We start from the raw sequence: 22473 nt of genomic DNA, 5'->3' as shown, positions 1-22473 counted from the left end.
CCGCGCCCTATAATTCCACATCCAGCACCAGGGCCAGCAGATTGAACTGGTCCGGCGTCTCCACACGGAGGGCGAAGCAGGACTGTTCATCCATGCCGTAGTTGTGGATCATCCGCACGTAGCCGGAATAAGGCTCCGCCACGCCGTACCTGCCGGGCTGGAAATCCCTCCACGCATCCGGATGGCCCGTTCCGTAACGGAATTTCAGGGTGCTTTCATGAAGGAGCGCCCGCGCGCCAAGCTGCTTTTTAAACCTGCCCAGCGTCTCAAGCGTCTCCAGGGGCATCGTCCTCACCTCCGCCGGAGCGGCCAGCCCTACGGTCACGGTTTCTCCGTCCAGCCTGCCGGGACAGGCGGCATTCCCCTCCCCGTCCACGCTGACGGGCAGGCAGGCTCCTCCCCGTCCAGCAGGAGGGCGCCGCACCCCGCCAGATGGCCCAGGCCGGCCATCTTCTCTCCCTGCACCACGGCCTCCGTGCAGGCATCCAGGCAGACGTTGCCGTCCGCCAGGCGTTCCACCGTGATGCAGGCCCGCTCCCCTTCCCCGCGCGCCACGGCAAACCACACCTCTTCATCCGGCGTGCCATGGGAGCCGCGCAGGGACGCCACGGACAGGATGCGTCCATGCTCCAGGCGGTGGGCGTGCCACGCCGCCACGTTCTGCTCCCTGTTCAGCGTCATGCACACGGCGCTGCCGTCCCCCAGCACGCACCAGACGTGGAACGCCGTGCTCCTCTGCACCGTCCAGTCCACAATCCCCGCCGCCAGCAGGTGGTCGGACAGCAGGCTGACGTCCCGCGTCTGGTAGCCGTCCGCCTCCAGGGAATAGAACAATTCCCGGACCTTCATCCCTCCCTGCTGCACGAACAGAAGGCTGTTTTCCACCGTCAGGGCGTCCAGAGAGGCGGACCCCACCCCGGAATGGCGCTCAAACCCGGCATTGGACGCATTCAGCCCTTCCGAGTTGGAGGCGGACAAGCGCCACTCTCCCTCACTGGTGCCGATCATCAGCCCCCGGAGTGAGGCAATCCAGGAGATGCGGTTCTGCTGGGAGGCCGCCATCGTCAGAATCATGGGAGAATCCGACGGAATGCCGGGAGTGAACGCGGAAAAATCATCCACCCTGCTGGCCCACAGCGTCTGCGGCTGCCCCGGCGTACCCCCGAACCACAGCCGCCCCTGGTGGAACTCCACCGTGCACGGATAGCCGTTCCGGACGCCGAACGCGCCGAATGACCAGTCATTGGTCTCGCAGTCGCCCAGCACGTAATAGGACAGGTGAAGGGCGTTCGCGAGGTAGACGCTGCGGGGGAAACATATTCCTCCACTACCATTTCATGGTTGAAGGAGCCGGTGGCGGCCCGGAACACGGGCGTTCCCGTGGAAACGCCGTTCCTGTACGCCATCAGGCGGATTTTGTAGTAGGACATTTCCTCTTCATTGCCGCTCAGGGTAAAGTTGTTCCGGAACCCGTCCCGCTGCTGGAAGCTCTTCACGGAATGCCACACCAGCTCCGGCTGGTTGGGAAGGTAGTTGGAGCCGTCCGGATACCCCCGGCAGATTTCCCACTCCGCATCCCAGGTGCCCGTCGTTTCCAGCGTCCACGCGCCGCTGACATGGACGCGGGCGCTGGCATCGGAACCTTTTTCAAAAAAGGCCGTGTACCGCTCCGGGCGGTTCACTCCGGGCTGGTAGTCGTTTTTCCGGCTGAAATCACGGATGCAGGTATAGGCCTGCCGCCAGCCGTCCTCCCGGTCCATGGAAAAAGTCTCCCCCTTGTAGAGGTCCCGGTCCAGGGTCGTCAGATGGTAAAAGGGCATCTGCGTTCCCTCCACAACAGCCTCTCCGTACTTCCTGGTGACGCGCAGAAATTCCCTTCCCTCCATTTCCGGCGTGAACACATCCTCGTCCGCCGTGGCCAGCAACCTGTTGGCGCTGCCGTCCCGCACCATGCGGCATTCCAGCCTCACGGCATTGAACAGGGAGCTTTCATAGGGCATGCCGGAAAACTCCAGCGCCTCCAGCCTCCAGTCATCGTCCGCATGGCGGGCCAGCGTCATGGGCGGCGTGGACGGCTCCACGCAGTAAATCACATCATTCAGCTGCTGCATCCGGAGGTTCCCCACCTGCTCGTCCGTCTTCCACGGGGTAGGCGTTTCCAGCACGCCGCCCTCCGCATCCGGCAGGGGCGCGCCGTCCTTGAAATACCGGATGTAGCCGCGCCCCACTTCCAGCATGAACTGCACCCCCGTGGAGTACTTGAAGGAAACCAGCCTCACGCCCCCCTCCGTGCACCCAGCGCGGGCAACCAGGCGCGTTCCCGGCCTGCGCCGGAGTCCGCCGAATGGGCTGACCAGGAAATTCCTCAGCCGGGAGGCGCCGCGGGACACAGGGTCCAGGTCGGCGCGCCCGGCCAGCCACGGGGTCAGTTCCCCGGCGGTGAAACTGAGCCGCTGTAATACTTGTTTTGCCATATTCCTCCCCACCAAAGCAGGGAGGAGGAAAAGCCGTCAACACGCCTGAAAGGTGATGTGAAGAATCGCCTCTTCCGGCGCCTGCCTGTTTCAATCTCCTTTGCGCACCATATACGGAACAGACTAACCATTTATTGGTATAAAATTTTCATAACCCTATATTTCAAAAACCCATATTGACGGATAATATGTTTTTATATAAAATTCAATTATTCTTTTATAAAATGCCGCTAACTCCCCCTTCATTTCTTTCCCGTTTGTCGATCCTCATTCTGATGATTCTATTCAGTTCCGTTTTTCTGTGGGCTGATGAAGAAGAGAAAGACACTCTGGAAGAAACGGAAGAAGAAGCCACCGGCCCCCTGCAAATTAAACAGCAAACAGCACTTTGTTCTGCAGATTATTACATCAAAGGCGGAACAGGAGATAAGGAAGAGGATCGGAAAAGGAAAAACATCGGGATCGGTGAAAAAATCACTTTCTTGCTTGTCGGCAAACCGAAAGGCGCCATCAAAGAACTTAAATGGAATATAGAAGGGAATGGGTTCAAACAAGTTAATACCGAACAACTTCAGGGAGAATTAAAAATTGCTCTGACTGCGAAGGATGACCTGGAGAAGGACGCGACCGCAAAAATCAAAGCAGAAACAAGTGAAGGTCAAAAAGCTGAAATTACTATCAATATCAGAATCCCTAAAAAGCTAAAGAAAGAAAAATTTGAGGGTATAATAGACATGGGAGACGGAAACCCCATATCTACTGATATGTTTCAATTCTCCAAAGGGGAACATGGCCTTTTAGGCTTTATTCAATTAACGCTTTCTCCTACTAACGTCAGTTTCAAAAAGATCAAAATCATTGAACGGGATGGGGGCCTCATGTGGGAAGGAAAAATTCCAAGCCTCCAAAAACTAAACCAGAACTGGCGAATGAACATAAAACTTGTAATCTTTCCGGTTCCGTTGGAAACAAAAATCATTTTTATGACATGGTAGGCGATAATCGTCTTATCGAAGAAATTATAGAAACAATTAAGAATTCGAAATATAATCCTCAAAAATTTTGGTTTGTATGCAAATTATATGTACATAGAGGACATGGAGGAGAGGGAAGCGAAGCAGAAGATACCATTCTGTTGAGCACAACTAATCAAAAATATCATATAGAAGCCATTGATGAATCTACGACAAATACGATTGTCGAAAAATTCAATATTAAATTTGAAAGAAACAGCAATGATGGCTAAAACCTTGATGAAAATACTGCCACGCTTATTCCTTTGTTTTGTCTTGCCAATAATCGGCTGGAATTCCGCCTTGGCTGCTCCTGAGTTGGAAAGCCCGGACTGCATTGAGCAGTACAAACACCCTTCCCCCGGCATCGGAGAGCTTGCCGCCATGCTGAAAGACAAACGGTTCAAATCCTTTTACAAGAAGATGGAACAAGATGCCCTCACTTTTAAAGTGACAACGCAGGATAACATCCATGCTGAGTTAAAGGAAAAAGTCTGGCATTGCTACCTCGCCGCCCTGGCTCCAGTTTTTACCTTTAAGACCTACCGGGAAACGGAACCGGATGTCGATATGGACGATGCGGAGGACCTGAACCGTAAATCCATGGTATGCGGCCATCTGGAAAAATATATAACCCTGGTCCGAAATTCCGGGAAAATGAAACCACCCCTGAAAAAAACGGTCATTCGGAAACTTCTGCTCCCCTATTACGCCTGTATTCTGAAACAGTTTAAAAATGCCGGAGAGAAGAATCCCTACAGGATTGCAGCCTATAAAGATCTTAAAGATATGCCTGCCCAAACAGAGGAAAACCGGAAACGCTCTGAAGAACAGGTGAGAAAACTCAAACAACTCAGCATGAGAGAGCTTAAGATTCTTATCAATGATGTAGCGTGGGGAGAGTCTTTCATTGAAGCAAGAAACGTCATGGTGGAAGACGAAGTCAAGCATCTGGAAAAAGTGTTCATGGAATTGCTCGTCTCCGAATTTCCCGGTCAATATTCCAAGGTAGAAGAATTCCTGCTTCAATCCGGATACACCAGGGAAGACATTCCCAACCTGATTGACCACACCGTTGGCCGTGAACCTGAAACCGACTTTCTCTACCAGGGCAGGCACCGGGTTGAACATGACCGACTTCTTAAAAAGAAGGGAAAGAAATAAAAACACCTGTTCCCCTTTGAAGAATAACCTTTCAAAAGCACCTGCCATAAAAACGGCAGGTGCTTTTTCAAGTCATTACTTTCGTAAAGTGCGGGGAAACATTGAATATCCAGTCCTTCCCTACAAGGCAATGGCCCAGAGCACCTTCAGGTAGCGGCCTTCCGGGTACGTGCTCAGGAAGGGGTGGTCCCAGCCGGGGCCGGTCATCGCCATGATTTGGAGCTTGCGCCCCTGCCGCTGGGCGGCCTTGATGACGGTGTGCTCAAACTCCGCAGGGGAAAGCAGCCCGGAACAGGAACAGGTGACGAACAGGCCGCCGGGCCGCACGCATTGCAGCCCCAGCATGTTGAGGTCATGGTACTTCTTGATGCCTTCCTCATACCCCTCCCTGCCGATGATGAATTTGGGCGGGTCCAGCAGCACGGCGTCAAACAGCCGCCCGTTGCGCACCATCTGGCGCGCGTAGACAAAGGCGTCCGCATGCACGAAGTCGATGCGCTGCTGGTTGATATTGCCGTTCCTCTTCGCCATGGCGATGGCCTTTTCATCCAGGTCCACGCCCGTGACTTCCGCCGCTCCTCCCAGCATTTTGGCGGCAATGGAAAAGCCGCCGCTGTAGCAGCACAGGTCCAGCACCGCGGCCCCCTTCACCAGGGAGGCGAATTTAAGGCGGTTGTCCCGCTGGTCGCAGAAGAAGCCCGTCTTGTGCCCCTGGGCGAAGTCCACTTCATAAGTGATGCCGTTTTCCACAATCTTCACCAGCCGGACCGGAGCGGGGGATTCCGGGGCGTCCTCCGCGCGGATGCCCTCCATGCGGGCAATGCCTTCGTCCACCTGCACCACGTGGCGCTTCGTGCCGCACAGGCGGTGCAGCAGGGGCAGCCAGCGGTCCAGCCTCTGCCAGACGGCCAGCGTGCTCACCTCCAGGCTCAGCACGTCCGCGTAACGGTCCACCACCAGGCCGCCCAGGCCGTCGGAGTCACCGTGCAGCACGCGGTAAGCGTTGGTGGTTTCATCCAGGCACAGAATCTCCCGGCGCAGCTTCACGGCGCGTTCCAGGGCGGCGTCCAGGTCCCGCTCGGTAAAGGCGTCCTTCCCGTGGTACACCACGCGCAGGGGCGTGCGGCTGGCCTCGTTCCAGAAGCCCGCGCCGAACAGTTCCCCGTTCTTGTCATAGACGTGCACCAGGCTTCCCGGGGCTATTTCCCCGCTCACGGAGCCGAGCATGCGGGGGAAAACGGCGGGATTGTACGTGAAGTATTTCAGCTCCACCCACGGCGTGAGCCATTGTTCACTGCCCTCCGGGGACTTGTTGACAAAAAGGTTCTTTTTGGGAGCCGTGCGCGGGCGCCCCGGCTGGGAGCGGCGGTCCCGGTAGGCGGGCCTGGGGCGGGAATCGCTAGAATCACGGGAATTGCGGAAATCGTTCATGAAATGCGGGAGAGGAAGGTTGAATCTGAGGCATAGCGGGCCACGGCCAGGTCGATGGCCTCTTCATACGTCCTCACGGGCCGCTTCATCAGAGAAGCGAGCCGTTCGCAGGACATGGCGGTATGCCGGGGCCGAGCATCCCTGAAACCGGCCTGTTCGTCGAGCTTTTGTTCCGCCACGGGCGGCAAAGAAGGCAGCAGCCCGTGCTTCACGGCGCATTTCAGAGCGGTCACGGCATAACCGTGCCAGGAGACGGGTTCCCCGGACTGGCACAGGTGCAGCACGCCGGACGCGTCGCTTTCATAGGCCAGGAAACGGAGCCACCCGCACAAATCCTCCACCCACGCGGGCATGGACCATTTGTCCGCCACGGCGGAGAGGGGTTCTCCGTTCAGCGCCTTCCGCAGCACCATCTCCGGGAAGGAGGGCCGTTCCGGATTGCCGAACACCCAGGAAACGCGGGCAACCAGCGCCTCCGGCATTTCCTCCCGCACGCGGAGTTCCGCCTCCAGCTTGGATTCTCCGTACACGTTCACGGGGCGGCACTTGTCCGACTCCGTTTTCAGGCCGGCCCTCCTGCCGTCCAGCACGTAGTCCGTGCTCAGGTGGATGAAGCGCATGCCCTCCAGGCGGCAGATGCGAGCCATCATCTCCGGGGCCATGGCGTTCACGCGGTGCGCCGTCTCCGGATCATCCAGGCAGGCCTCCAGGCCGCTCACGGCGGCGCAGTTCACCACGTGGGTGGCGCCGGAGGAAAGCAGCACGTTTTTCAGGGCTTTTAAATCCTTTAAATCACAGGCGTCCCGTCCGCATCCCACCACTTCCATGCCTTCCTCTTCCAGATGCGCCGCCAGGCGGCTCCCCACACGGCCGCCCGCTCCGAACACCAATGTTCTGTACATGACACGGAGCTTAGCCATTCCCCCTCCAAAATCCAATGAAAACCTTTTTTCATCGTGACAAAAGATTGAAAGGCTGTTTGAATTAAAGTTGTGTTTTACCATGAATATTCTTTAACGGCCTGCGGTCCGCTGAACGCCAGAGCCGCGGAAGTATGCAGGAAAGGAGCCCTCATTAAAACGGATGAAGGCGGGTACGGCTGCATCCAGCCGTGGCCGGAGCTGGGGGACGCCACGTTGCAGGAGGAACTGGACGCGCTCAGGAAGGGAAACCCGCTGCCGCTGGGCATCCGCGCCTTGGAATGCGCCCGGACGGACGGGGAGGCGCGCGCGAAGGGCGCCAGCCTGTTTGACGGCCTGCACATTCCCGCCAGCCACGCCACGCTGCCCTCCTGCGTCAGCCCCGCCACCATCCGCATCATGGAATCCAAGGGGTTCAAGGCCGGAAAAATCAAGGCAAGCCCCAACCTGGCCGCCGCCCTGGAACGGCTGACCATGCTCGCCTCCATGGTCCCCGCCTGGCGCTGGCGGCTGGACTTCAACGGGTGCCTGAATGAAAACGACGCCCTGAAATTCTGGAAATCCCTGCCCCACCACCTGAAAACCCGGATAGACTTCATTGAAGACCCGTGCCCCTTCTCCGTCCAGAGCTGGGAACGGCTGGTGGACGCCGGCATGCCGCTGGCCCTGGACATGGGCTCGGACTCGGAGCACCAGCCGGCCATCTCCTCGGACCTGCCCATCATCCGCATCGTCAAGCCCGCGAGGGAAGCCACGCCGGAGTATCTTTACGAGCCCCCCGTGTTCACCACCGTCATGGACCATCCCGTGGGGCAGCTCTGGGCCGTCTACCAGGCGGCGGACTACTACCGCAACGCCCTGCCCACGGAAATCCCCCTCTGTGGCCTCTGCACGCACCTCCTGTTTGAACCGGACCCCTTCCTTGACCAGATGGGCGGCATGAACCCGCAGGTAGCCGTTCCCGCCGGAACGGGCCTGGGCTTTGACGGGATGCTGGAAGCCCTGCCCTGGAAAAAACTCTGACAGGACGCCGCGCTCTCTCGGAACCCCGTCCGGCCATAAAAAAGGCATGAAGCGGAACGCGCCTCATGCCTTCGTCATTTGCCTGGGAACAACCGGAAAAGCCCTTTACTTCGGTTCCGCGGCGAACTTGAGGCCGGGATACTCCTTCACGTTGCAGCCGGGCGTCTTGGGGTTCACCTGCACCGGAACGAACGTGAACATCCACCGGCGCGCGGAATTGTTGCTGGGGCTCTTCACCAGCACGCGGTTCCAGCCCTTCTTCAGGGGAACCATGGAAGGCTCCCGGAAATGGTAGTTTTCATCCACCAGCACGCCGCCGTTGCGCGGCTTCTTCCATTGCGGGGGGTCAATCTCCTGCCCGTTCACGAAGAACCTGGGATTCGCGTGGAACCACTTGCCGGGGACGCTCGCCGGGCCGTTGCGCCAGTCGGACGTGGCCCAGGTATGACCGCTGATCCAGAAGGGCACCGTCTGCGCCTTCGGGGAATAAATCCAGGTCTGCGCGTAATAGGTGTGGTTCTTGTGGGGATAGGCCCCCATCTTCGCCCCGTTGAACAGCGTCGGGAAATCGCAGTAATGCTTGAAGATGATGGTGGCTCCGGTGTAGGCGTCCTTGGACCACTCGTAGGTAACGCCGTCAATCTCGTAGGAATCCTTCATCTTCCCGGTCTTGTTGTCCGCCTCCGGGGCGAACTCCGTTTCCGTCTTCCCTCCGTTGGGAATGGGGCCCAGCAGCTTCCACGGAATATTGGCCTGCCGCACGTAATTGAACTCCTTGTTCACGAAGAAGCGGTCCCGGATGGCGAGCACGCGGTTTTCATACTCCGCAAATCCTTTCAGCAACGGGTCCCCCTGCACGGGCAGGTTGGAGAAATACTTCATGTACTCGTCCTGGTTGGGGTCTCCCTGCACCTTTTCATGGGGATTGTTCCACAAGGGCTCGGAAACGAACGCCATCCCTGCGTAAACGGGCGTCTGGAGAACCTGGTTGCGCGGGTCCGTAATTTCCAGGTCCGGGAAAGAGCACAGCATCATGCCCAGGCCGTCCGCATTCTGGAACGGGCAGGCCCGGCGGAAGTACATGGTCATGGCCGTTTCAAACGGATCGAGGTGGTTCAGGTAGGTCTCCAGGGAATCCACGTACTTGGACCCGTTGACAGGCCATGCGCCGCGGTTCTGGCGGCCGGACCACAATTGCAGGATGGAGCCGTTATAGCCCTTAGGCGTCAGACCGGGGTGCCACCTCATGGGCGTGCGGCCGCAGGATTCCACCGCATTGATGTATTCCTTCAGAATGTCATTGTTCACCTGCTCGTCCTTGCCGTGGGCCTCGTCCGTGCCGATGTGGATGATGGGCATCTTCTCCTTGGGAACCAGGGCGCACATCTCCTTGATCAGGGCCACCAGGGCCTTCGTGGCCTTTTCATCGCTCATCTTCACGTTGAGCGCCTTCCGGAACGCCTGGCTGTGCCCCGGCATGTCCATCTCCGGAATCAGCAGGATGTTGCGCAGGCGGCAGTACTCCACCAATTGCTTGAACTCCTTCTGCGTATAGAATTTGCCCGGCATGCGGGTGAAATTCTTGGGATCATTCAGTTCCGGATAAATCTTGGACTCCAGCCGCCAGCCGGGATGCTCCGTGAAATGGAAGTGGTACACGTTCAGCTTAAGCTGCGCCATGGAATCCAGCTCCTGCGCGATCAGGGGAGCGGCATGTAATTGCGGCCCACGTCGTTCATGAACCCGCGGATTTCAAAATCCGGCCAGTCCACGATATCGCAGGCGGCGATGGTCGTCGTCCCGCCGCGGCGCAGAAGAAGCTGCTCCAGCGTCTTCATGCCGTAATAAAACCCCCTGGTGTCCGCCGCCGTAATCAGCGCGCCGCCGGGAGTCACGCGGAGTGAATAGGCCTCCTCCTTCAGCTTGGGATTCTCCGTGCCGGCCTTCACCTCCCCCTTCACGAACTTGACGGCGAACGCCCCGTCCGGAGCCACCTTCACCCGGTGGTCCGCCAGGAAGGACTTCAATTCGGAAACGATGAACTTCATCTGTTCCGGATAGGAAGTCCTGGACGGAGACGGGGCCAGGATGCGAACGGACTGCACGCGAATGGCCTTGCCGGTCCAGTGCAGCTGCTGGGGCTTGGGAACCAGGGGCGGCTGGTCCGCCGGGAACAGCCTGTAATTGGCTCCGTTCGCCGGGAAGGAGGGAGCCGTATCCTGCCCCCACGCCCCGGCGCACGCCATGCACATCCACGCAAACGATAATAAAAGGAACTTCATGCGGGTAATAATACGCCCGCAAAGGCCCCTGCCTGTCAAATCTATCGTGTTCCACAGCCCGGAAAACGGGTTCCCGGCAGCGGTTTTTGCAAAAAGACCAGAACCCGCGCCTACATGACGGAGGGAGGCTTGACGGCCTGCGCGGCGGGGTGGTCTTCAATCTCCCCGGTGGTTCCGTTCACGGCCACGCCGCGGCGCACGGCGTAAAGCCCCGCTTCCTCCTCCTTCTTCCCGGCCACAAAGGCCCAGTAGTAACTGTTCCGGTCATGGTAGCAGGCCCACTCTCCGGCAATGCCGGGGCGCGCCTCCATCAGCAGGGAATAGGAATCCGCGGGGGAAACCTTGAAGCCCCTGGGCGTATCCAGCCCGGAGGAGGGAAAGGACCGGATGTCCCCCCTCCACACCAGGTCCAGGGGGGAGGTGGACAGCAGGCCGTCCGCAAGATGGCTGCCCGCCAGCATCTGCCCGGTGCCGAGCATGGGCAGGCAGGAAGAGCACAGAAGGGCGCCTCCGCAGACGGCGGCAAGGCGCAGGAAAGGGCAAACGGAAAAAGTCATGGCGTGTTCCTGGAAAAAGGCGGAAAGGAATCAACCCCCAAAAGCTTCCCCAGTCAATCAAAAACAGGCCTTTCCGGCCGCTCCGGCGGAAAAATGCCCGCTCCCCGGACGGGTGGACAGCTTGACAACCCCTCCGCGCATTCCTATAGTTTGCCTCCCGTCTGAAAAGGAGGTCCGTCCATGGCAGCCCAGTCACGCAACATCGCAGAATTGGAAAACGCATCCGTATGGCGTCTGCTGGTCCAGTACTCCCTGCCCTCCATCGCCGGCATGGTGGTGTACTCCCTGTACAACATCATTGACAGCGTCTTCATCGGCCACGGCGTGGGCCCCCTGGCCCTGTCCGGCCTGGCCGTCACCTTCCCCATCATGAACCTGACCTTTGCGCTGGGCACGCTGGTGGGCATCGGCGGGGCGGCCATCAGCTCCATCCGTCTGGGCAAGAAGGACCAGGAGGGGACGGAGCGCACGCTGGGGAACGTCCTCATCATGAGCCTGATCGCCGCCGTGGTGCTGGTGGTTCCCACACTGCTCTTCCTGACGGAAATCCTGACCGCCTTCGGCGCCAGCGGGCAAACCCTCGCCTACGCGTACGACTTCATGCTCGTCACCCTGCTGGGGCTGCCCGTCACGTACGTCTTTTTCAACCTCAACCACGTGATGAGGGCCACCGGCTACCCGAAAAAGGCCATGGGCTCCACCCTGCTCTCCGTGGGGATCAACATCATCCTGGCTCCCATCTTCATCTTCTGGTTCAAATGGGGCATCACCGGGGCAGCCCTGGCCACCCTGCTGGCCCAGGTCACCGGCATGGCGCGCGTGCTGCTCCACTTCTCGGACGCGGCCAGCACGGTCCACTTCCGCCGCGGCATCTGGGAACTGCGCAAGGCCATCGTCACCGGCATCCTGTCCATCGGCATGGCTCCGTGCCTGGTAAACGTATGCGGCAGCGCGGTCACCATCGCCATCAACAGGCAGCTTGCGGACCACGGGGGGACCTGGCTATCGGCGCTTACGGCATCATCAACCGCATTCTCATCCTGTTCGCCATGCTCGTCATCGGCCTCACGCAGGGCATGCAGCCCATCATCGGCTACAACCACGGGGCCATGAAGCCGGGGCGCGTCCTGCTCACCCTCAAGTACGGCGTGCTGGCGGGCACTTCCTTCACCACGCTGGGCTTCCTGGCCTGCGTTTTCTTCCCCCGCGGCATTGCCGGGCTCTTCACGGATGACGCCGCGCTCATCAGCCTGGCGGCCAACGGCCTCACCATCTGCGTGCTGGCCTTCCCGCTCATCGGCAGCCAGATCATCATCGGCAACTTCTTCCAGGCCATCGGGAAGGCCCGTCTGGCCATCTTCCTTTCCCTGACGCGCCAGATGCTCTTCCTGCTGCCGTTCCTGCTGGTGCTGCCCAGGTTCTGGGGACAGGACGGCGTCTGGGCCTCCCTCCCGCTGGCGGACGTGCTCTCCTTCATCGTCACCCTGCTCTTCATCCGGAGGTTCCTCAAATACTACCGGCTGAAAAACAGGCACTACCTGGACCACAGCACGGCCGAAGCGTGAAGCCCTTCCAGGGAGCGCCGCAGGCCTCTGCGGCTTCGGAATGAACAGGCGGACAAAGGCCGCGCCCTCTCTTTCCACACTCGTTCGCTGACGCTCGTTTTTCCAGCAGCAGCAAGGGCCAGTTTCACTCCTGACGGCTCGCGGGCAAGTTCAGTCCGGCCCTGGCGAAAAGCCCTCTTTTCCAGCTTTCCACACGTTCTCCCTGACATTTTGCGGGACATAACACCGGCAGTATGCCGAACGCGCCGCGCTTTAAGGACTCTATCTTGTTGACGGCTTCGTGTGAAATCATCATGCGGAGCCCCGCCCGGCAGACGCCAGGGAACCGTCTTCCCCATCAGCCGGCCTCCTGAAGGCGGAACAACCCGAACGACATTTACAAGGAATCTGACAAAATGAAAAACGGAATCATGATGCAATATTTTGAGTGGAACCTGCCCAACGACGGGCAGTTCTGGAACAAGCTGAAGGAAGACGCCCCCCATCTGGAAGAGATAGGCGTCACAGCTGTCTGGATTCCCCCGGCCTACAAGGGCAAGGAACAGAACGACGTGGGCTACGGCACCTACGACCTGTTTGACCTAGGGGAATTCGACCAGAAGAACACGGTCCGCACCAAATACGGCACCAAGCAGGAACTCCAGGACGCCATCAAGGCCCTTCATGAACACCATGTGGGCGTCTACCTGGACGCCGTCATGAACCACAAGGCCGGAGCGGACTATACGGAAAAATTCATGGCCAAGGAAGTGGACCAGCAGAACCGGGACAAGGAAATCACGGACGCCTACGAAATCGAAGGCTGGACCGGCTTCAACTTCCCCGGCCGCGGAGACAAGTACTCCGACTTCAAATGGCACTGGTACCACTTCACCGGCACGGACTACGACGCCGCTACGGAAAAAACTTCCATCTTCAAGATCATGGGGGACGGGAAAAGCTGGAGCGAAGGCGTGGACGAAGAAAACGGCAACTATGACTACCTCATGTTCGCCAACCTGGACTTCGACCACCCGGAAGTGGTGAAAGAAATGGAAAAATGGGGCGTCTGGGTATCCCGGGAACTGGACCTGGACGGCATGAGGCTGGACGCCATCAAGCACATCAATGACGAGTTCATCAAGAAATTCCTGGCCGCCGTCCGCAAGGACAGGGGAGAGGATTTCTACGCCGTGGGCGAATACTGGAAGCAGGACCTGGACTCCCTGAACGAATACCTCAAGGAGGAACGCTACAAGGTGGACCTGTTTGACGTGCCCCTGCACTACAACATGTACCAGGCTTCCAAGCAGGGCCGCGATTACGACCTTTCCAAGATTCTGGACGGCACCCTGGTCCAGAACCACCCCACGCTGGCCGTCACCTTTGTGGACAACCATGACTCCCAGTGGGGCAGCTCCCTGGAATCAGCCGTGGAAGACTGGTTCAAGCCCTCCGCCTATGCGCTCATCCTGCTCATGAAGGAAGGCTATCCCTGCATCTTCTACGGAGACTACTACGGAGTAAGCGGCAACCCGCCCATGCACCGCGGCATCATCGACAACCTGCTGGAAATCCGCAAAAACCATGCCTTCGGGGAGCAGAACTACTACTTTGACCACCCGAACACCATCGGCTTCACCCGCGTGGGGAATGACGACCACCCGCATTCCGGCGTGGCCGTGCTCATCTCCAACGGAGAGGACGGGGACAAGGTGATGAACGTGGGCAAGCAGCACGCCGGGGAAACCTGGAAGGAAGCCACCGGAAACGTGGAGGAAACCGTCGCCATTGACGAGGAAGGCAACGGCCAGTTCCTCGTCCACGGCGGCAACGTGGCCGTCTGGATTCCGGAAAACGCTCCGCAGGACCCCAAGCAGGACGCGAGGGTGGAAGACGAGGAATAAATTGAATGATTGCCCCACCGGCAGGCAAGCCGGAGCGGGCGTGGAGGAACGGCCTGTTCCGGCGCCGGACCATCTTTCCGGAAGGCGGGTCAGGCCGTTCTGACTTTAATCACCAGTTTACGGAGAGCCCCTTCCCCGATGCAGCCGGCATGGGCGTCCTCCGGGAAAAAGACGGCGAACTGCCCCGGCTTCACGGTAAAAGAGGTGTCCGGCGCATCGTCGTAATGCTGCGCGTCCTTTTCCATGTTGAACGGTTCGGAAGGCTTTTCCAGGGCAGAGCGGTCCTTCCACGCAAACCCTTCCTCCCGTGAAAGGGGAACGTGGATGTCAATGAACCTGTCGTGCACTTCCATGCGGGCCTTCTCCGGCTTCTTCATCGCCGGCTCATTCACCATCACAATCAGGGCGTCTTCCTCCAGGACGTGGGGGCCCGGTTCCAGGGAAGCCGGACCGGCCTCCCTGACAAAATCGAAAGCCCGCTGGAAAAGGGGATTCAAAGACTCGTAACGGGCGGAATCGGAAAGGGAGGCAATAATCATGGCGCAGGCTCCATCCCGGAGCGGTCTCATTGTAACGGGCCGGAAAAGCCCGTCAAACCCTTTGACTCTTTTCCATGGGAATTCCCGGACTTGCCGGGACACGGCGCACGCCGGCCCCCACTTCCCGCTCCGGACAATTCCTGACCGGGCCCCCGTCCGGCGGAAGGAAAGCCGTGAAACCGGAGTTTCAGGAAACGGACGGGGAGGCACTGGCTCCATCCGCCTCCCTTTATTGAGGTATTCCTCCCCGCGGCTGCCAACTACAAGCATCACCAGCGCAGGAAAACACCTTCTTAACGTCTCCATAATATATTCTGTTTCAATTACCTAAAACATAGAGAAGACCATGCATCGGATTAACAATCCGGAGTCAAGCATGAACATCTGAAAGAAAAACGTTTTCGGGAAATTTCCCTTGTCCATACTCCGTAAATCGTCAGCTTCTGTTCCTGATGCAATAGATTTTCTCTTCGTTCCGCAACGAAGCAGGGAAGCCCGAACTTCCGGGAAAGACGCGTCTGTGAAAGGAAACAGCCATGAGATGAGGAGCAGGCTCCCGTCCTTTCCAGGCGAAAGGCAACCTGCAAAAGAAACGGTGGAAATGTTTATTCACGGTGGATTTGCGCCTCCCGCGCCTGGGAACGGAAGGCTCCGCCTTTCGTGGGTAAAAAATCTTTCCGCAGCGCAGCGGAGGTTCTCCTTCAATAGCCGCCATCCTGCTCCGGCGAGAGTATCCATTAGGGCCGGGAGTTCCCAATTCCCAGGCAGTATGCGGGCTTGGAAGAAAACGGGAAAGTGTTTGTTAACCATGCATTTGAGCTTTCCTTCGTTCCCGTTTGAAACGTCTCCGGAGCTCCGCGGATTGTTAATCCGGTAGTTTGCGAATAATTCAATCATTCCACACGAATATGAAGAAAGCATTATACCTCATCATCCACCTGGCCGTGGCCTCTCTGGCAGGCGTCGCTGCGGCGGCAACCGTCGAGCTGATGCCCGACATCGGCGCCATGACGGGCCAGGGCTACAACTCAGCGGGACGCCTTGCCGGGGACGGCATCACGGGAGACGACGTTAAAAACTGGCTCGGTTCTCGGGCTGACGGATGGTACACCACTACCGGCAACGGCGACATGCGCTGGGGGAATGCCACCTCCAACACGGAAGACCAGACCATCAACCTGCCCAGCATGTCCGGCACGGCGGGCGTCTGCTTCGGTCTGAAAATGACCATTGAAAACATTCAGGATTACTCCGGCCTGAGCTTCAGCATGAACCTCACCCCGTCCGGAACCACCGGAACGTACACGTATTCCGTCTGGTATGAAACCAGGGACGGGGAAATGGTGGAACTCTGCAAGGGAACGAGGAACAATGACGGCTCCCCCTGGAACGTTCACTATGACCTCACGGAAGACCAGTTGAGAGCCATGAAGGAAAACGGCAACGGCAAGGTCTATGCCGTGGTGGGAAGCTCCGGAGGCCGGGGAGGAGATAACGCCACCGTGGAAGACCTTTCCCTGGAAGGGACGCTGGCCGTCCCCGAACCGGCCGCGGCCTCCCTGAGCCTGCTGGGGCTTGCCGCCATGATGCTGCGCCGCCGCAGGGTGCGCGCCTGAAATGTGCTTTCTTCCAATGAATCAAGGCTGTTCCTTCACCGGAACAGCCTTTTTCATGTTCCGGCGTCTTCTCCAGGAGCAACCATGGAGACGGCTTTCCGGCCTTTCCCCTTTTCCTTCATCCGGCAATTAGTCAGTCAGAAAACCCTTCCGTCCGCCGGAAAGCGGTCCCAGCCGTTTTCCCTGCCTTATGAACACGTTATTGCCCGCGAGGCAACGCAAAACGCTTGCCATCCCGCAACCGGTAGTATATTAGAGTAACTGTAAGCCATCAACTGCACAATGATCACACAAAAGACCCCATCCAGCTCCTACCGGCCTTCCTATGACCGCACTCCCAAATATACCGTGAAACAGGTTGCGGAAATGATGGAGATGTCCGCCTACACCATCCGCTACTATGAAAACGCCGGATTGATTCCGGACGTGGACCGCAGCGGAGGCAATGCCCGCATGTTTTCAGACTACACCCTGGGCTGGCTGCGCCTGGTTCACTGCCTCCGGATGACGGGCCTCCCGATTGAAGGCGTCAAGCACTACATCGACCTGTGCCAGGAAGGGGACACCACCATTCCGGAACGCGCCGAACTGATTTTCAAGCAGGAGAAAAGCCTCCGTGAACAACTCCGCATCCTGAAAAAGCAAATGGAAGTCTTGAAGTACAAGAAGAAATTTACCAGGATCTTTGAACAACCACAGGCCGGACAGCTGCAATCCGCTGAACCACGTCAGCGCCAGCGAACCGAACATCGCTCCGGAAGAATAATCTTTCCCTTAAATCCGCAACAGGAGGCATCCGGGAATTCCATTGGAATTCCCGGATGCCCTGTTTTTTCCTTCATTTCCCGTCAGGGAGAAAAACCTTCCCGGCTGCCCCCTCTCCGAAGGAAAAGGAGGAAACGCCGGAAAATCCCTGCGCTTTTATTTGCTTCCCGTCGCCTCCGCATACTCCGCATCGGTCACGGGGCCTCCCCACGCCGTCCTGTTGGAAGCCGCCCTGGGCGTGATGCCGAGGTGCACGAACTCACTGTCCGGAGCCGCGCCGTGCCAGTGCTCCGTATTGGCCGGGATTTCCACCACGGAACCGGGCGTCAGGCGCCGGGCGGCCTTGCCGCGCTCCTGGTAGTATCCCGTGCCTTCCGTGCAGAACAGCACCTGGCCCACGGAATGGCTGTGCCAGTTGTTCCGCGTGCCGGGGGCAAAGGTGACGTTATAGGCGGACATGTCGTAATCCCTGTTGTCCACCAGCATGGCTACCCAGGCTTTTCCGGTGAAATTGGCCGGAGCCGGCTCCCCTTTGGGGAAGGCGTCCTTCTTCCCGGCAGCGGCGGATACGGCCAGAATGGCCTCCACCTGCCCGTCAGTCAGGCCGTTGTGCTTCCCGATGCGGATGTGGGAGTTCAACTGGCTTTCCGTGCCCGTCATGGCGGCCAGGGCCGCGATGGTGGCGAGCTCCCGGGTCTTCCAGTCCATATTGTCGCGGCCGAAAATGTCCCCGAACAAATGCGCCTTCAGGAACTCGTCAATGGCCGGGGCGAACAGGAAAAGATCCCCCTTCACCGGAGCGCCGCAAAGCTTCGTCTGGTTGGCCGTGCCGAAGTCGATGCTCTTTCCGGCAGGCGGCGCTCCCGCCTCCTCTCCCACCGTATCATTGATGCCGCGCGAGGCGCGGTCCTTCGCCAGAACCATCAACTCATTGAGGGCGTTCAGGCTGCGGGGGAAGCCGCAATAGGCATACATCTGGACCAGCACCTCCTTGAGCTCGTTCAGGGTCAGTCCGGCGTCCAGCCCCGCCGTCAGGGCGTTCCGCAGGCCGGGCATGTCGCCCCTGGCCGTATGGGCGCTGATGGCGGCAATCTGTTGTTCTTTTGGCGACAAGGCGCTTGTATCGTTATTCATGGTTTGGGCTTCTGAAAGGTTCATCAGACAGGCAAGGGAAAAAGCCATTCCCGCAAGGGTTCGTTTCATAAGGAGCATTATTTGTTGATGGTGATCGTGTCATTGACCCACTTGACCAGCGCGGGCCTGGCCGTCCGGATGCCTTCCCCGGCAAAAGCTCCGCCCTTGAGAACGGTGGACTTGGGGCACAGCTTCCGCACCTCGTCCCCGCAGCGCGCCATGCCGCCGCCTCCGTGCGTCACAAACGGAATCACCGTCTTGCCGGAAAGGTCGTGGCTTGCCAGGAAAGAGGCGACCGGAGGCGCAATCGTGCTCCACCAGTTGGGACTGCCGATGAAAATCACGTCGTACTTGCCCATGTCCTCCACCCTGGCGGCCAGCTCCGGCCTGACGCCTTCCTGAATCTCCTTTTTGGCCTGTACCGTACATTCCCGGTACCCGGACGGGTAAGGCTTGACCGGCTTGATTTCAAACAGGGTTCCGCCCGTCGCCTTCTGAATCTGCGCGGCGGCGTACTTCGTATTGCCGCCCCATGAATAGTAGGCGACGAGCACCTTGGCAGGTTCCACGGAAACCTTGGGCTGTTCCTGTCCCGAGCATCCGGCCCCCGTCATCAGGGCGGCCGCCAGCGTGCATATCATTGATATTGTTTTCATGAATTTAATGTCTGGGTTGGAAGGCCGCGCAGAAAACAGCCCGGGAAGAAAAACGGCTTCATCCGGCAGTCTCCGTGCACGACCCTTGTTCCTTCTTCCTGTCTAAACGTTAGAGCAGCTATAAGTCAACATGTTTTCCCTCATCTGTTCCAAAGATTGCACCCACTCCACTCTAAACACTCTTATTCCTCTTTCCGGAGCCGGATCAGCACGATTTCCGAAGGAACGCCGATGCGGATGGGAAAGCCGTTCCAAATCCCCGCCCCGTTGGAGACATACAGCTTCATCTCCCCCACCGTGTACAATCCGGACACAAAGCCCTCGTTGAACCGAGCCACCAGCCGGTCAATGCCGGCAATCATGCCGCCGTGCGTATGGCCGGAAACCTGGAGGTCCACGCCGTGCGCGGCCGCTTCCGGGGCCAAGCGCGGCTGGTGGGAGGCGAGGATGCGCACCCCCTTTTCCGGGGCTCCCGCCAGCGCCTTGCGTATATCCGGCACCTCCTTCCCCATGATGCCGGCTACAGGATCCGTCACCCCCGCCAGCACCACCGCATCTCCCCCCGTCAACACGTGCTCATTGTGAAGCATCCGTATGCCCAGGGTGGGCAGGAACTTCATCCACTCCTCATAACCGGAATAATACTCATGATTGCCCGGCACGCCGAACACCCCGTACCTGGCCTTCAAATCCGCAAGCGGCCTCAAATCATCCCCGTGCACGGGAACCGTCCCGTCCACGAAGTCCCCGGCAATAATGACGATGTCCGGATTCAGGGCATTCGTGCGTTCCACAATTTTCCTGATGCAGTCCGCCCGCGTGATGCCGTCCACATGAAGGTCCGCCAGCACGGCGACTGCCAGGCCGTCCGCCCCATCCGGCAGATGGTTCACGGAAATCGTTTCCTCCTTTACCCGCGGCACCCCGGTGCCTCCGACCATCCCCACGGTAGCCAGTACGGCGGCGAAAGCCAGCAGGACAAGGTTCACCCGGTTGCCAATGATGCGGAACCGTTCCGTCCTCTTCTTCCGCAGGCAGAACAGAACCAGCAGGTACAGGAGGCGCGCCGCGTCCGCCGCCAGCAGCAGGAAAAAGAACAGGAAAAGCACGGAGAACAGCCATGCGGCCGCCAGCAGGACGCCTTCCGGCAGAACCGGGGAGAAAAACATGGGGCCGCCAAACAAATGCAGCAGATGGAATTTGAACGCCGCCACCGCCAGAAGGACGGCAAGCAGGGCCTTCCAGCCCCATTTCAGCCTAAGCGGCAGAATGGCGCGGCAGAAAACGTAAACCGCCAGCAGTGCTCCGAAAATCAGTATCATGTGTCTCTTGCTTAAAATGGCTTGAACCCCGCCGGAACGGGAAGAACACTGTCCTTCCCCTGCGAACAACCGGCAGACGGCTTATCATGTTGAGTCCCTCACCGTAATCAGCTCCCTTCAAAGTCAGCCGCAGAACCTCCTTATTTCAGATGCTCCTGAAAGAACTGCTCGATTTTGCCGAAAGGAATAACCCCGGCTTGATTGTCATAGAGGTCCACATGGCTCGCGCCGGGAATGATCATCAGCTCCTTGTTATCCCCCTTCAATTTCTTGAAGGCATCCTCGCTGAAATAGCGTGAATGGGCTTTTTCTCCGTGAATCATGAGCACGGCGCTGCGGATTTCACCGCTGTACGCCAGCAGGGGCATATTGATGAACGAGAGCGCGGAGGTGGTATTCCATCCGCCGTTCGAGTTGAGCGAACGCTTGTGGTAGCCGCGGGGCGTCTTATAGTAATTGTAGTAATCCTTCACGAATCCTGGGGCATCGTCGGGCAGAGGATCGGGCACGCCCCCCGCGAGCGCATAAGAACCGTTCTTCGCATCGGCGGTGCGCTGGGCATTCAGTTGTTTGCGAAGCTCATAACGGGCGTCGGCGTCCATCGCGTCGAAATAGCCGTTCGCGTTCACGCGGCTCATATCGTACATCGTGGACGCTACCGTCGCCTTGATGCGGGTGTCGATAGCCGCCGCGTTCACCGCCATGCCGCCCCACCCGCAAATGCCGATGATTCCGATGCGTTCGGGGTCCACGTCGTCGCGTGTGGAGAGGTAGTCGACGGCTGCGGAGAAATCCTCCGTATTGATATCCGGGGAAGCGACATAACGGGGTTCCCCGCCGCTTTCTCCCGTATACGAGGGATCAAACGCGATCGTTAGAAAACCGCGCTCGGCCATCGTCTGGGCATAGAGCCCGGAAGATTGTTCCTTCACGGCTCCGAAGGGGCCGGAAACGGCGATAGCCGGCAACTTTCCGCCAGCCTTCCGGGGGATATACAAATCCGCGGCCAGCGTAATGCCGTAGCGGTTGCGGAAGCTTACCTTGCGGTGGTCTACCTTGTCGCTCTTCGGAAACACCTTGTCCCATTCCTGCGTTAAATTCAGTTGTTCGTTCATGATCCTGTCCGTGTTGGCGTTATTATTTTCAGCGGATAAGCTCCCTGCACAGCAAATGCAGGCGGAGAAAGCCGCGCAAAACCTTTTAAATGAATACCCTGTCATCTTTCTAATACTTAAGGTGAATTATTACTTTCCGTAATTGATCAGGTACAGGACTGACTCCGGGTCCTGATGGCACAGGAAAAGGCTCTCTCCGCGGTCCAGCCTGGCGATGGCCCCCATGTCCTCCCGGGAAAGTTCAAAGTCAAAGACGTTGAAATTCTCCTCCATCCTTTCCCGGTGGGTCGTCTTCGGAATGACGATGACGCCGCGCTGGATCAGGAAGCGCAGGGCCGTCTGCGCCGGAGCCTTGCCGTACTTCTCTCCGATGTCCTTCAGCACCGGATTCGTGAAAAATCCATTGCGGCCTTCCGCGAAGGGCCCCCAGGATTCCATCCTGGTACCGTACTTCGCCATCAGCTCCCGGGCCTTCACCTGCTGGTTGAACACGTGCGTTTCCACCTGGTTGACGGCGGGCTTGATCTCGCAGAACTCCGCCAGGTCCACAAAACGGTCCGGATAAAAATTGCTCACGCCGATGGCGCGGACCTTTCCGGCCCGGTTAGCCTCTTCCATGGCCCGGTAAGTGCCGTAATAATCGTTGAAGGGCTGGTGGATGAGCAGCAGGTCCACGTAATCCGTGCGCAGCTTGCGCAGGGACTCGTCAATGGAAGCCTTCGCCTTTTCATACCCGCCGTTGGTAATCCACACCTTCGTGGTGAGGAACAATTCCTCGCGCGGCACCCCGCTCTTCTCCGCCGCGCGGCCTACGGCCTCCTCATTGCCGTAAATCTGGGCCGTATCAATGGAACGGTAGCCGGCGCCGATCGCGTCCAGCACGCAGCGCTCGCACTCTGCGGCGTCGGGAATCTGAAAAACTCCAAAGCCCAAGATGGGCATGACAACTCCGTTGTTTAATGTAACTTCTTCCATAACTGTTTTTGTTTTTTATTGTTATTTGCTTCAGGA

Annotated in this window: 21 protein-coding genes and 2 pseudogenes; 8 read left to right on the top strand and 15 right to left on the bottom strand. The window is 58.6% G+C overall.

Going from position 1 to position 22473, the window contains the following annotated elements:
• Positions 1-7: 7 nt before the first annotated feature.
• From PVA48_RS13480 to PVA48_RS13470, 3 genes are read right to left on the bottom strand one after another with little or no spacing between them, the layout of a single operon-like run.
• The gene (locus tag PVA48_RS13480; RefSeq protein ID WP_309557120.1) at positions 8-376 is read right to left on the bottom strand and encodes a hypothetical protein; all 369 of its coding nucleotides are present in this window, start codon (positions 374-376) and stop codon (positions 8-10) included.
• Positions 322-1122 carry a hypothetical protein gene (locus tag PVA48_RS13475; protein WP_423231895.1) on the bottom strand — a complete coding sequence of 267 codons (801 nt, stop codon included), beginning with the start codon at positions 1120-1122 and terminating at the stop codon, positions 322-324. Before PVA48_RS13475 ends, PVA48_RS13480 begins: the two co-directional genes overlap by 55 nt.
• The gene (locus tag PVA48_RS13470) at positions 1071-2474 is read right to left on the bottom strand and encodes a hypothetical protein (protein ID WP_423231894.1); all 1404 of its coding nucleotides are present in this window, start codon (positions 2472-2474) and stop codon (positions 1071-1073) included. The genes PVA48_RS13475 and PVA48_RS13470 overlap by 52 nt, the downstream gene beginning before the upstream one ends.
• 275 nt (positions 2475-2749) lie before the next feature.
• Between PVA48_RS13470 and PVA48_RS13465 the strand changes: the two genes are divergently transcribed.
• Genes PVA48_RS13465 through PVA48_RS13455 form a run of 3 tightly spaced genes read left to right on the top strand, consistent with a single transcriptional unit; the run spans position 2750 to position 4651 of the window.
• Positions 2750-3469, top strand: coding sequence for a hypothetical protein (locus tag PVA48_RS13465; protein ID WP_423231893.1), 720 nt, complete (start codon positions 2750-2752; stop codon positions 3467-3469).
• Positions 3463-3720: a hypothetical protein gene (locus tag PVA48_RS13460; RefSeq protein ID WP_423231892.1), complete on the top strand. Its 258-nt coding sequence runs from the start codon at positions 3463-3465 to the stop codon at positions 3718-3720. Before PVA48_RS13465 ends, PVA48_RS13460 begins: the two co-directional genes overlap by 7 nt.
• Positions 3695-4651, top strand: a complete 957-nt coding sequence (locus PVA48_RS13455; protein WP_249853037.1) for a hypothetical protein — start codon at positions 3695-3697, stop codon at positions 4649-4651. The genes PVA48_RS13460 and PVA48_RS13455 overlap by 26 nt, the downstream gene beginning before the upstream one ends.
• A 120-nt stretch (positions 4652-4771) precedes the next feature.
• On the opposite strand, the gene PVA48_RS13450 is transcribed toward PVA48_RS13455, so the two are convergent.
• Complete coding sequence (locus tag PVA48_RS13450; protein WP_022397119.1) at positions 4772-6082, bottom strand: class I SAM-dependent rRNA methyltransferase; 1311 nt, start codon at positions 6080-6082, stop codon at positions 4772-4774.
• Positions 6079-7002 (bottom strand): SDR family oxidoreductase, encoded by a 924-nt coding sequence (locus PVA48_RS13445; protein ID WP_180971814.1) that lies wholly within the window; start codon positions 7000-7002, stop codon positions 6079-6081. The genes PVA48_RS13450 and PVA48_RS13445 overlap by 4 nt, the downstream gene beginning before the upstream one ends.
• 72 nt (positions 7003-7074) lie before the next feature.
• Here PVA48_RS13445 and PVA48_RS13440 point away from each other — a divergent pair, with 72 nt between their 5' ends.
• On the top strand, positions 7075-8025 hold the full coding sequence (locus tag PVA48_RS13440; RefSeq protein ID WP_146020165.1) for an enolase C-terminal domain-like protein: 951 nt from the start codon (positions 7075-7077) through the stop codon (positions 8023-8025).
• Positions 8026-8130: 105 nt separating this feature from the next.
• On the opposite strand, the gene PVA48_RS13435 is transcribed toward PVA48_RS13440, so the two are convergent.
• The 3 genes from PVA48_RS13435 to PVA48_RS13425 form a co-directional block, all read right to left on the bottom strand.
• Complete coding sequence (locus PVA48_RS13435) at positions 8131-9714, bottom strand: family 20 glycosylhydrolase (RefSeq protein WP_423232535.1); 1584 nt, start codon at positions 9712-9714, stop codon at positions 8131-8133.
• Between the two features lie 11 nt (positions 9715-9725).
• Complete coding sequence (locus tag PVA48_RS13430; protein ID WP_423231891.1) at positions 9726-10307, bottom strand: glycoside hydrolase family 20 zincin-like fold domain-containing protein; 582 nt, start codon at positions 10305-10307, stop codon at positions 9726-9728.
• Positions 10308-10417: 110 nt separating this feature from the next.
• Positions 10418-10864 carry a hypothetical protein gene (locus PVA48_RS13425; protein ID WP_102728141.1) on the bottom strand — a complete coding sequence of 149 codons (447 nt, stop codon included), beginning with the start codon at positions 10862-10864 and terminating at the stop codon, positions 10418-10420.
• Positions 10865-11044: 180 nt separating this feature from the next.
• Here PVA48_RS13425 and PVA48_RS13420 point away from each other — a divergent pair.
• Together PVA48_RS13420 and PVA48_RS13415 are read left to right on the top strand one after the other, a co-directional pair.
• Positions 11045-12429: pseudogene (locus PVA48_RS13420) on the top strand (MATE family efflux transporter).
• Between the two features lie 395 nt (positions 12430-12824).
• Complete coding sequence (locus tag PVA48_RS13415) at positions 12825-14315, top strand: alpha-amylase (protein ID WP_102728140.1); 1491 nt, start codon at positions 12825-12827, stop codon at positions 14313-14315.
• An 89-nt stretch (positions 14316-14404) separates the two neighbouring features.
• On the opposite strand, the gene PVA48_RS13410 is transcribed toward PVA48_RS13415, so the two are convergent.
• Positions 14405-14884, bottom strand: a complete 480-nt coding sequence (locus PVA48_RS13410; RefSeq protein WP_180971813.1) for a YhcH/YjgK/YiaL family protein — start codon at positions 14882-14884, stop codon at positions 14405-14407.
• Between the two features lie 878 nt (positions 14885-15762).
• Between PVA48_RS13410 and PVA48_RS13405 the strand changes: the two genes are divergently transcribed.
• Positions 15763-16470, top strand: coding sequence for a PEP-CTERM sorting domain-containing protein (locus tag PVA48_RS13405; RefSeq protein WP_102728139.1), 708 nt, complete (start codon positions 15763-15765; stop codon positions 16468-16470).
• Between the two features lie 282 nt (positions 16471-16752).
• Positions 16753-16956 (top strand): annotated as a pseudogene (locus PVA48_RS13400) (MerR family DNA-binding transcriptional regulator); the annotation flags it as partial.
• Here PVA48_RS13400 and PVA48_RS13395 read toward each other — a convergent pair.
• The 6 genes from PVA48_RS13395 to PVA48_RS13370 all read right to left on the bottom strand — a co-directional run bounded on the left by PVA48_RS13395 (position 16930) and on the right by PVA48_RS13370 (position 22437).
• Positions 16930-17220 (bottom strand): hypothetical protein, encoded by a 291-nt coding sequence (locus PVA48_RS13395; RefSeq protein WP_423231890.1) that lies wholly within the window; start codon positions 17218-17220, stop codon positions 16930-16932. The pseudogene PVA48_RS13400 and the gene PVA48_RS13395 overlap by 27 nt on opposite strands.
• Positions 17221-17391: 171 nt before the next feature.
• Positions 17392-18369 carry a carboxymuconolactone decarboxylase family protein gene (locus PVA48_RS13390; protein ID WP_215451153.1) on the bottom strand — a complete coding sequence of 326 codons (978 nt, stop codon included), beginning with the start codon at positions 18367-18369 and terminating at the stop codon, positions 17392-17394.
• 77 nt (positions 18370-18446) lie between these two features.
• The gene (locus tag PVA48_RS13385) at positions 18447-19025 is read right to left on the bottom strand and encodes a flavodoxin (protein WP_249853039.1); all 579 of its coding nucleotides are present in this window, start codon (positions 19023-19025) and stop codon (positions 18447-18449) included.
• 182 nt (positions 19026-19207) lie between these two features.
• Positions 19208-20347 (bottom strand): metallophosphoesterase, encoded by a 1140-nt coding sequence (locus tag PVA48_RS13380; protein WP_102728138.1) that lies wholly within the window; start codon positions 20345-20347, stop codon positions 19208-19210.
• A 140-nt stretch (positions 20348-20487) separates the two neighbouring features.
• Entirely contained in the window at positions 20488-21567 is a 1080-nt protein-coding gene (locus tag PVA48_RS13375) for an alpha/beta hydrolase (protein WP_102728137.1), read from the bottom strand.
• A 24-nt stretch (positions 21568-21591) separates the two neighbouring features.
• Positions 21592-22437: an aldo/keto reductase gene (locus tag PVA48_RS13370; RefSeq protein ID WP_102728136.1), complete on the bottom strand. Its 846-nt coding sequence runs from the start codon at positions 22435-22437 to the stop codon at positions 21592-21594.
• Between the last annotated feature and the right edge of the window lie 36 nt (positions 22438-22473).

Source organism: Akkermansia sp. JRP_AM1, from assembly GCF_049262625.1.
In the GTDB taxonomy this organism is placed as follows: Bacteria; Verrucomicrobiota; Verrucomicrobiia; order Verrucomicrobiales; family Akkermansiaceae; genus Akkermansia; species Akkermansia massiliensis.
This window is presented reverse-complemented; position numbering and strand designations above follow the sequence as displayed.

Excerpts from the sequence above, each read along its gene's own strand:
- PVA48_RS13470 (WP_423231894.1), bottom strand. The coding sequence starts at position 2,474 with ATGGCAAAACAAGTATTACAGCGGCTCAGTTTCACCGCCGGGGAACTG.
- PVA48_RS13465 (WP_423231893.1), top strand. The coding sequence starts at position 2,750 with ATGATTCTATTCAGTTCCGTTTTTCTGTGGGCTGATGAAGAAGAGAAA.
- PVA48_RS13460 (WP_423231892.1), top strand. The coding sequence starts at position 3,463 with ATGGTAGGCGATAATCGTCTTATCGAAGAAATTATAGAAACAATTAAG.
- PVA48_RS13450 (WP_022397119.1), bottom strand. The coding sequence starts at position 6,082 with ATGAACGATTTCCGCAATTCCCGTGATTCTAGCGATTCCCGCCCCAGG.
- PVA48_RS13445 (WP_180971814.1), bottom strand. The coding sequence starts at position 7,002 with ATGGCTAAGCTCCGTGTCATGTACAGAACATTGGTGTTCGGAGCGGGC.
- PVA48_RS13430 (WP_423231891.1), bottom strand. The coding sequence starts at position 10,307 with ATGAAGTTCCTTTTATTATCGTTTGCGTGGATGTGCATGGCGTGCGCC.
- PVA48_RS13425 (WP_102728141.1), bottom strand. The coding sequence starts at position 10,864 with ATGACTTTTTCCGTTTGCCCTTTCCTGCGCCTTGCCGCCGTCTGCGGA.
- PVA48_RS13415 (WP_102728140.1), top strand. The coding sequence starts at position 12,825 with ATGAAAAACGGAATCATGATGCAATATTTTGAGTGGAACCTGCCCAAC.
- PVA48_RS13410 (WP_180971813.1), bottom strand. The coding sequence starts at position 14,884 with ATGAGACCGCTCCGGGATGGAGCCTGCGCCATGATTATTGCCTCCCTT.
- PVA48_RS13405 (WP_102728139.1), top strand. The coding sequence starts at position 15,763 with ATGAAGAAAGCATTATACCTCATCATCCACCTGGCCGTGGCCTCTCTG.
- PVA48_RS13395 (WP_423231890.1), bottom strand. The coding sequence starts at position 17,220 with ATGTTCGGTTCGCTGGCGCTGACGTGGTTCAGCGGATTGCAGCTGTCC.
- PVA48_RS13390 (WP_215451153.1), bottom strand. The coding sequence starts at position 18,369 with ATGAATAACGATACAAGCGCCTTGTCGCCAAAAGAACAACAGATTGCC.
- PVA48_RS13385 (WP_249853039.1), bottom strand. The coding sequence starts at position 19,025 with ATGAAAACAATATCAATGATATGCACGCTGGCGGCCGCCCTGATGACG.
- PVA48_RS13380 (WP_102728138.1), bottom strand. The coding sequence starts at position 20,347 with ATGATACTGATTTTCGGAGCACTGCTGGCGGTTTACGTTTTCTGCCGC.
- PVA48_RS13375 (WP_102728137.1), bottom strand. The coding sequence starts at position 21,567 with ATGACAGGGTATTCATTTAAAAGGTTTTGCGCGGCTTTCTCCGCCTGC.
- PVA48_RS13370 (WP_102728136.1), bottom strand. The coding sequence starts at position 22,437 with ATGGAAGAAGTTACATTAAACAACGGAGTTGTCATGCCCATCTTGGGC.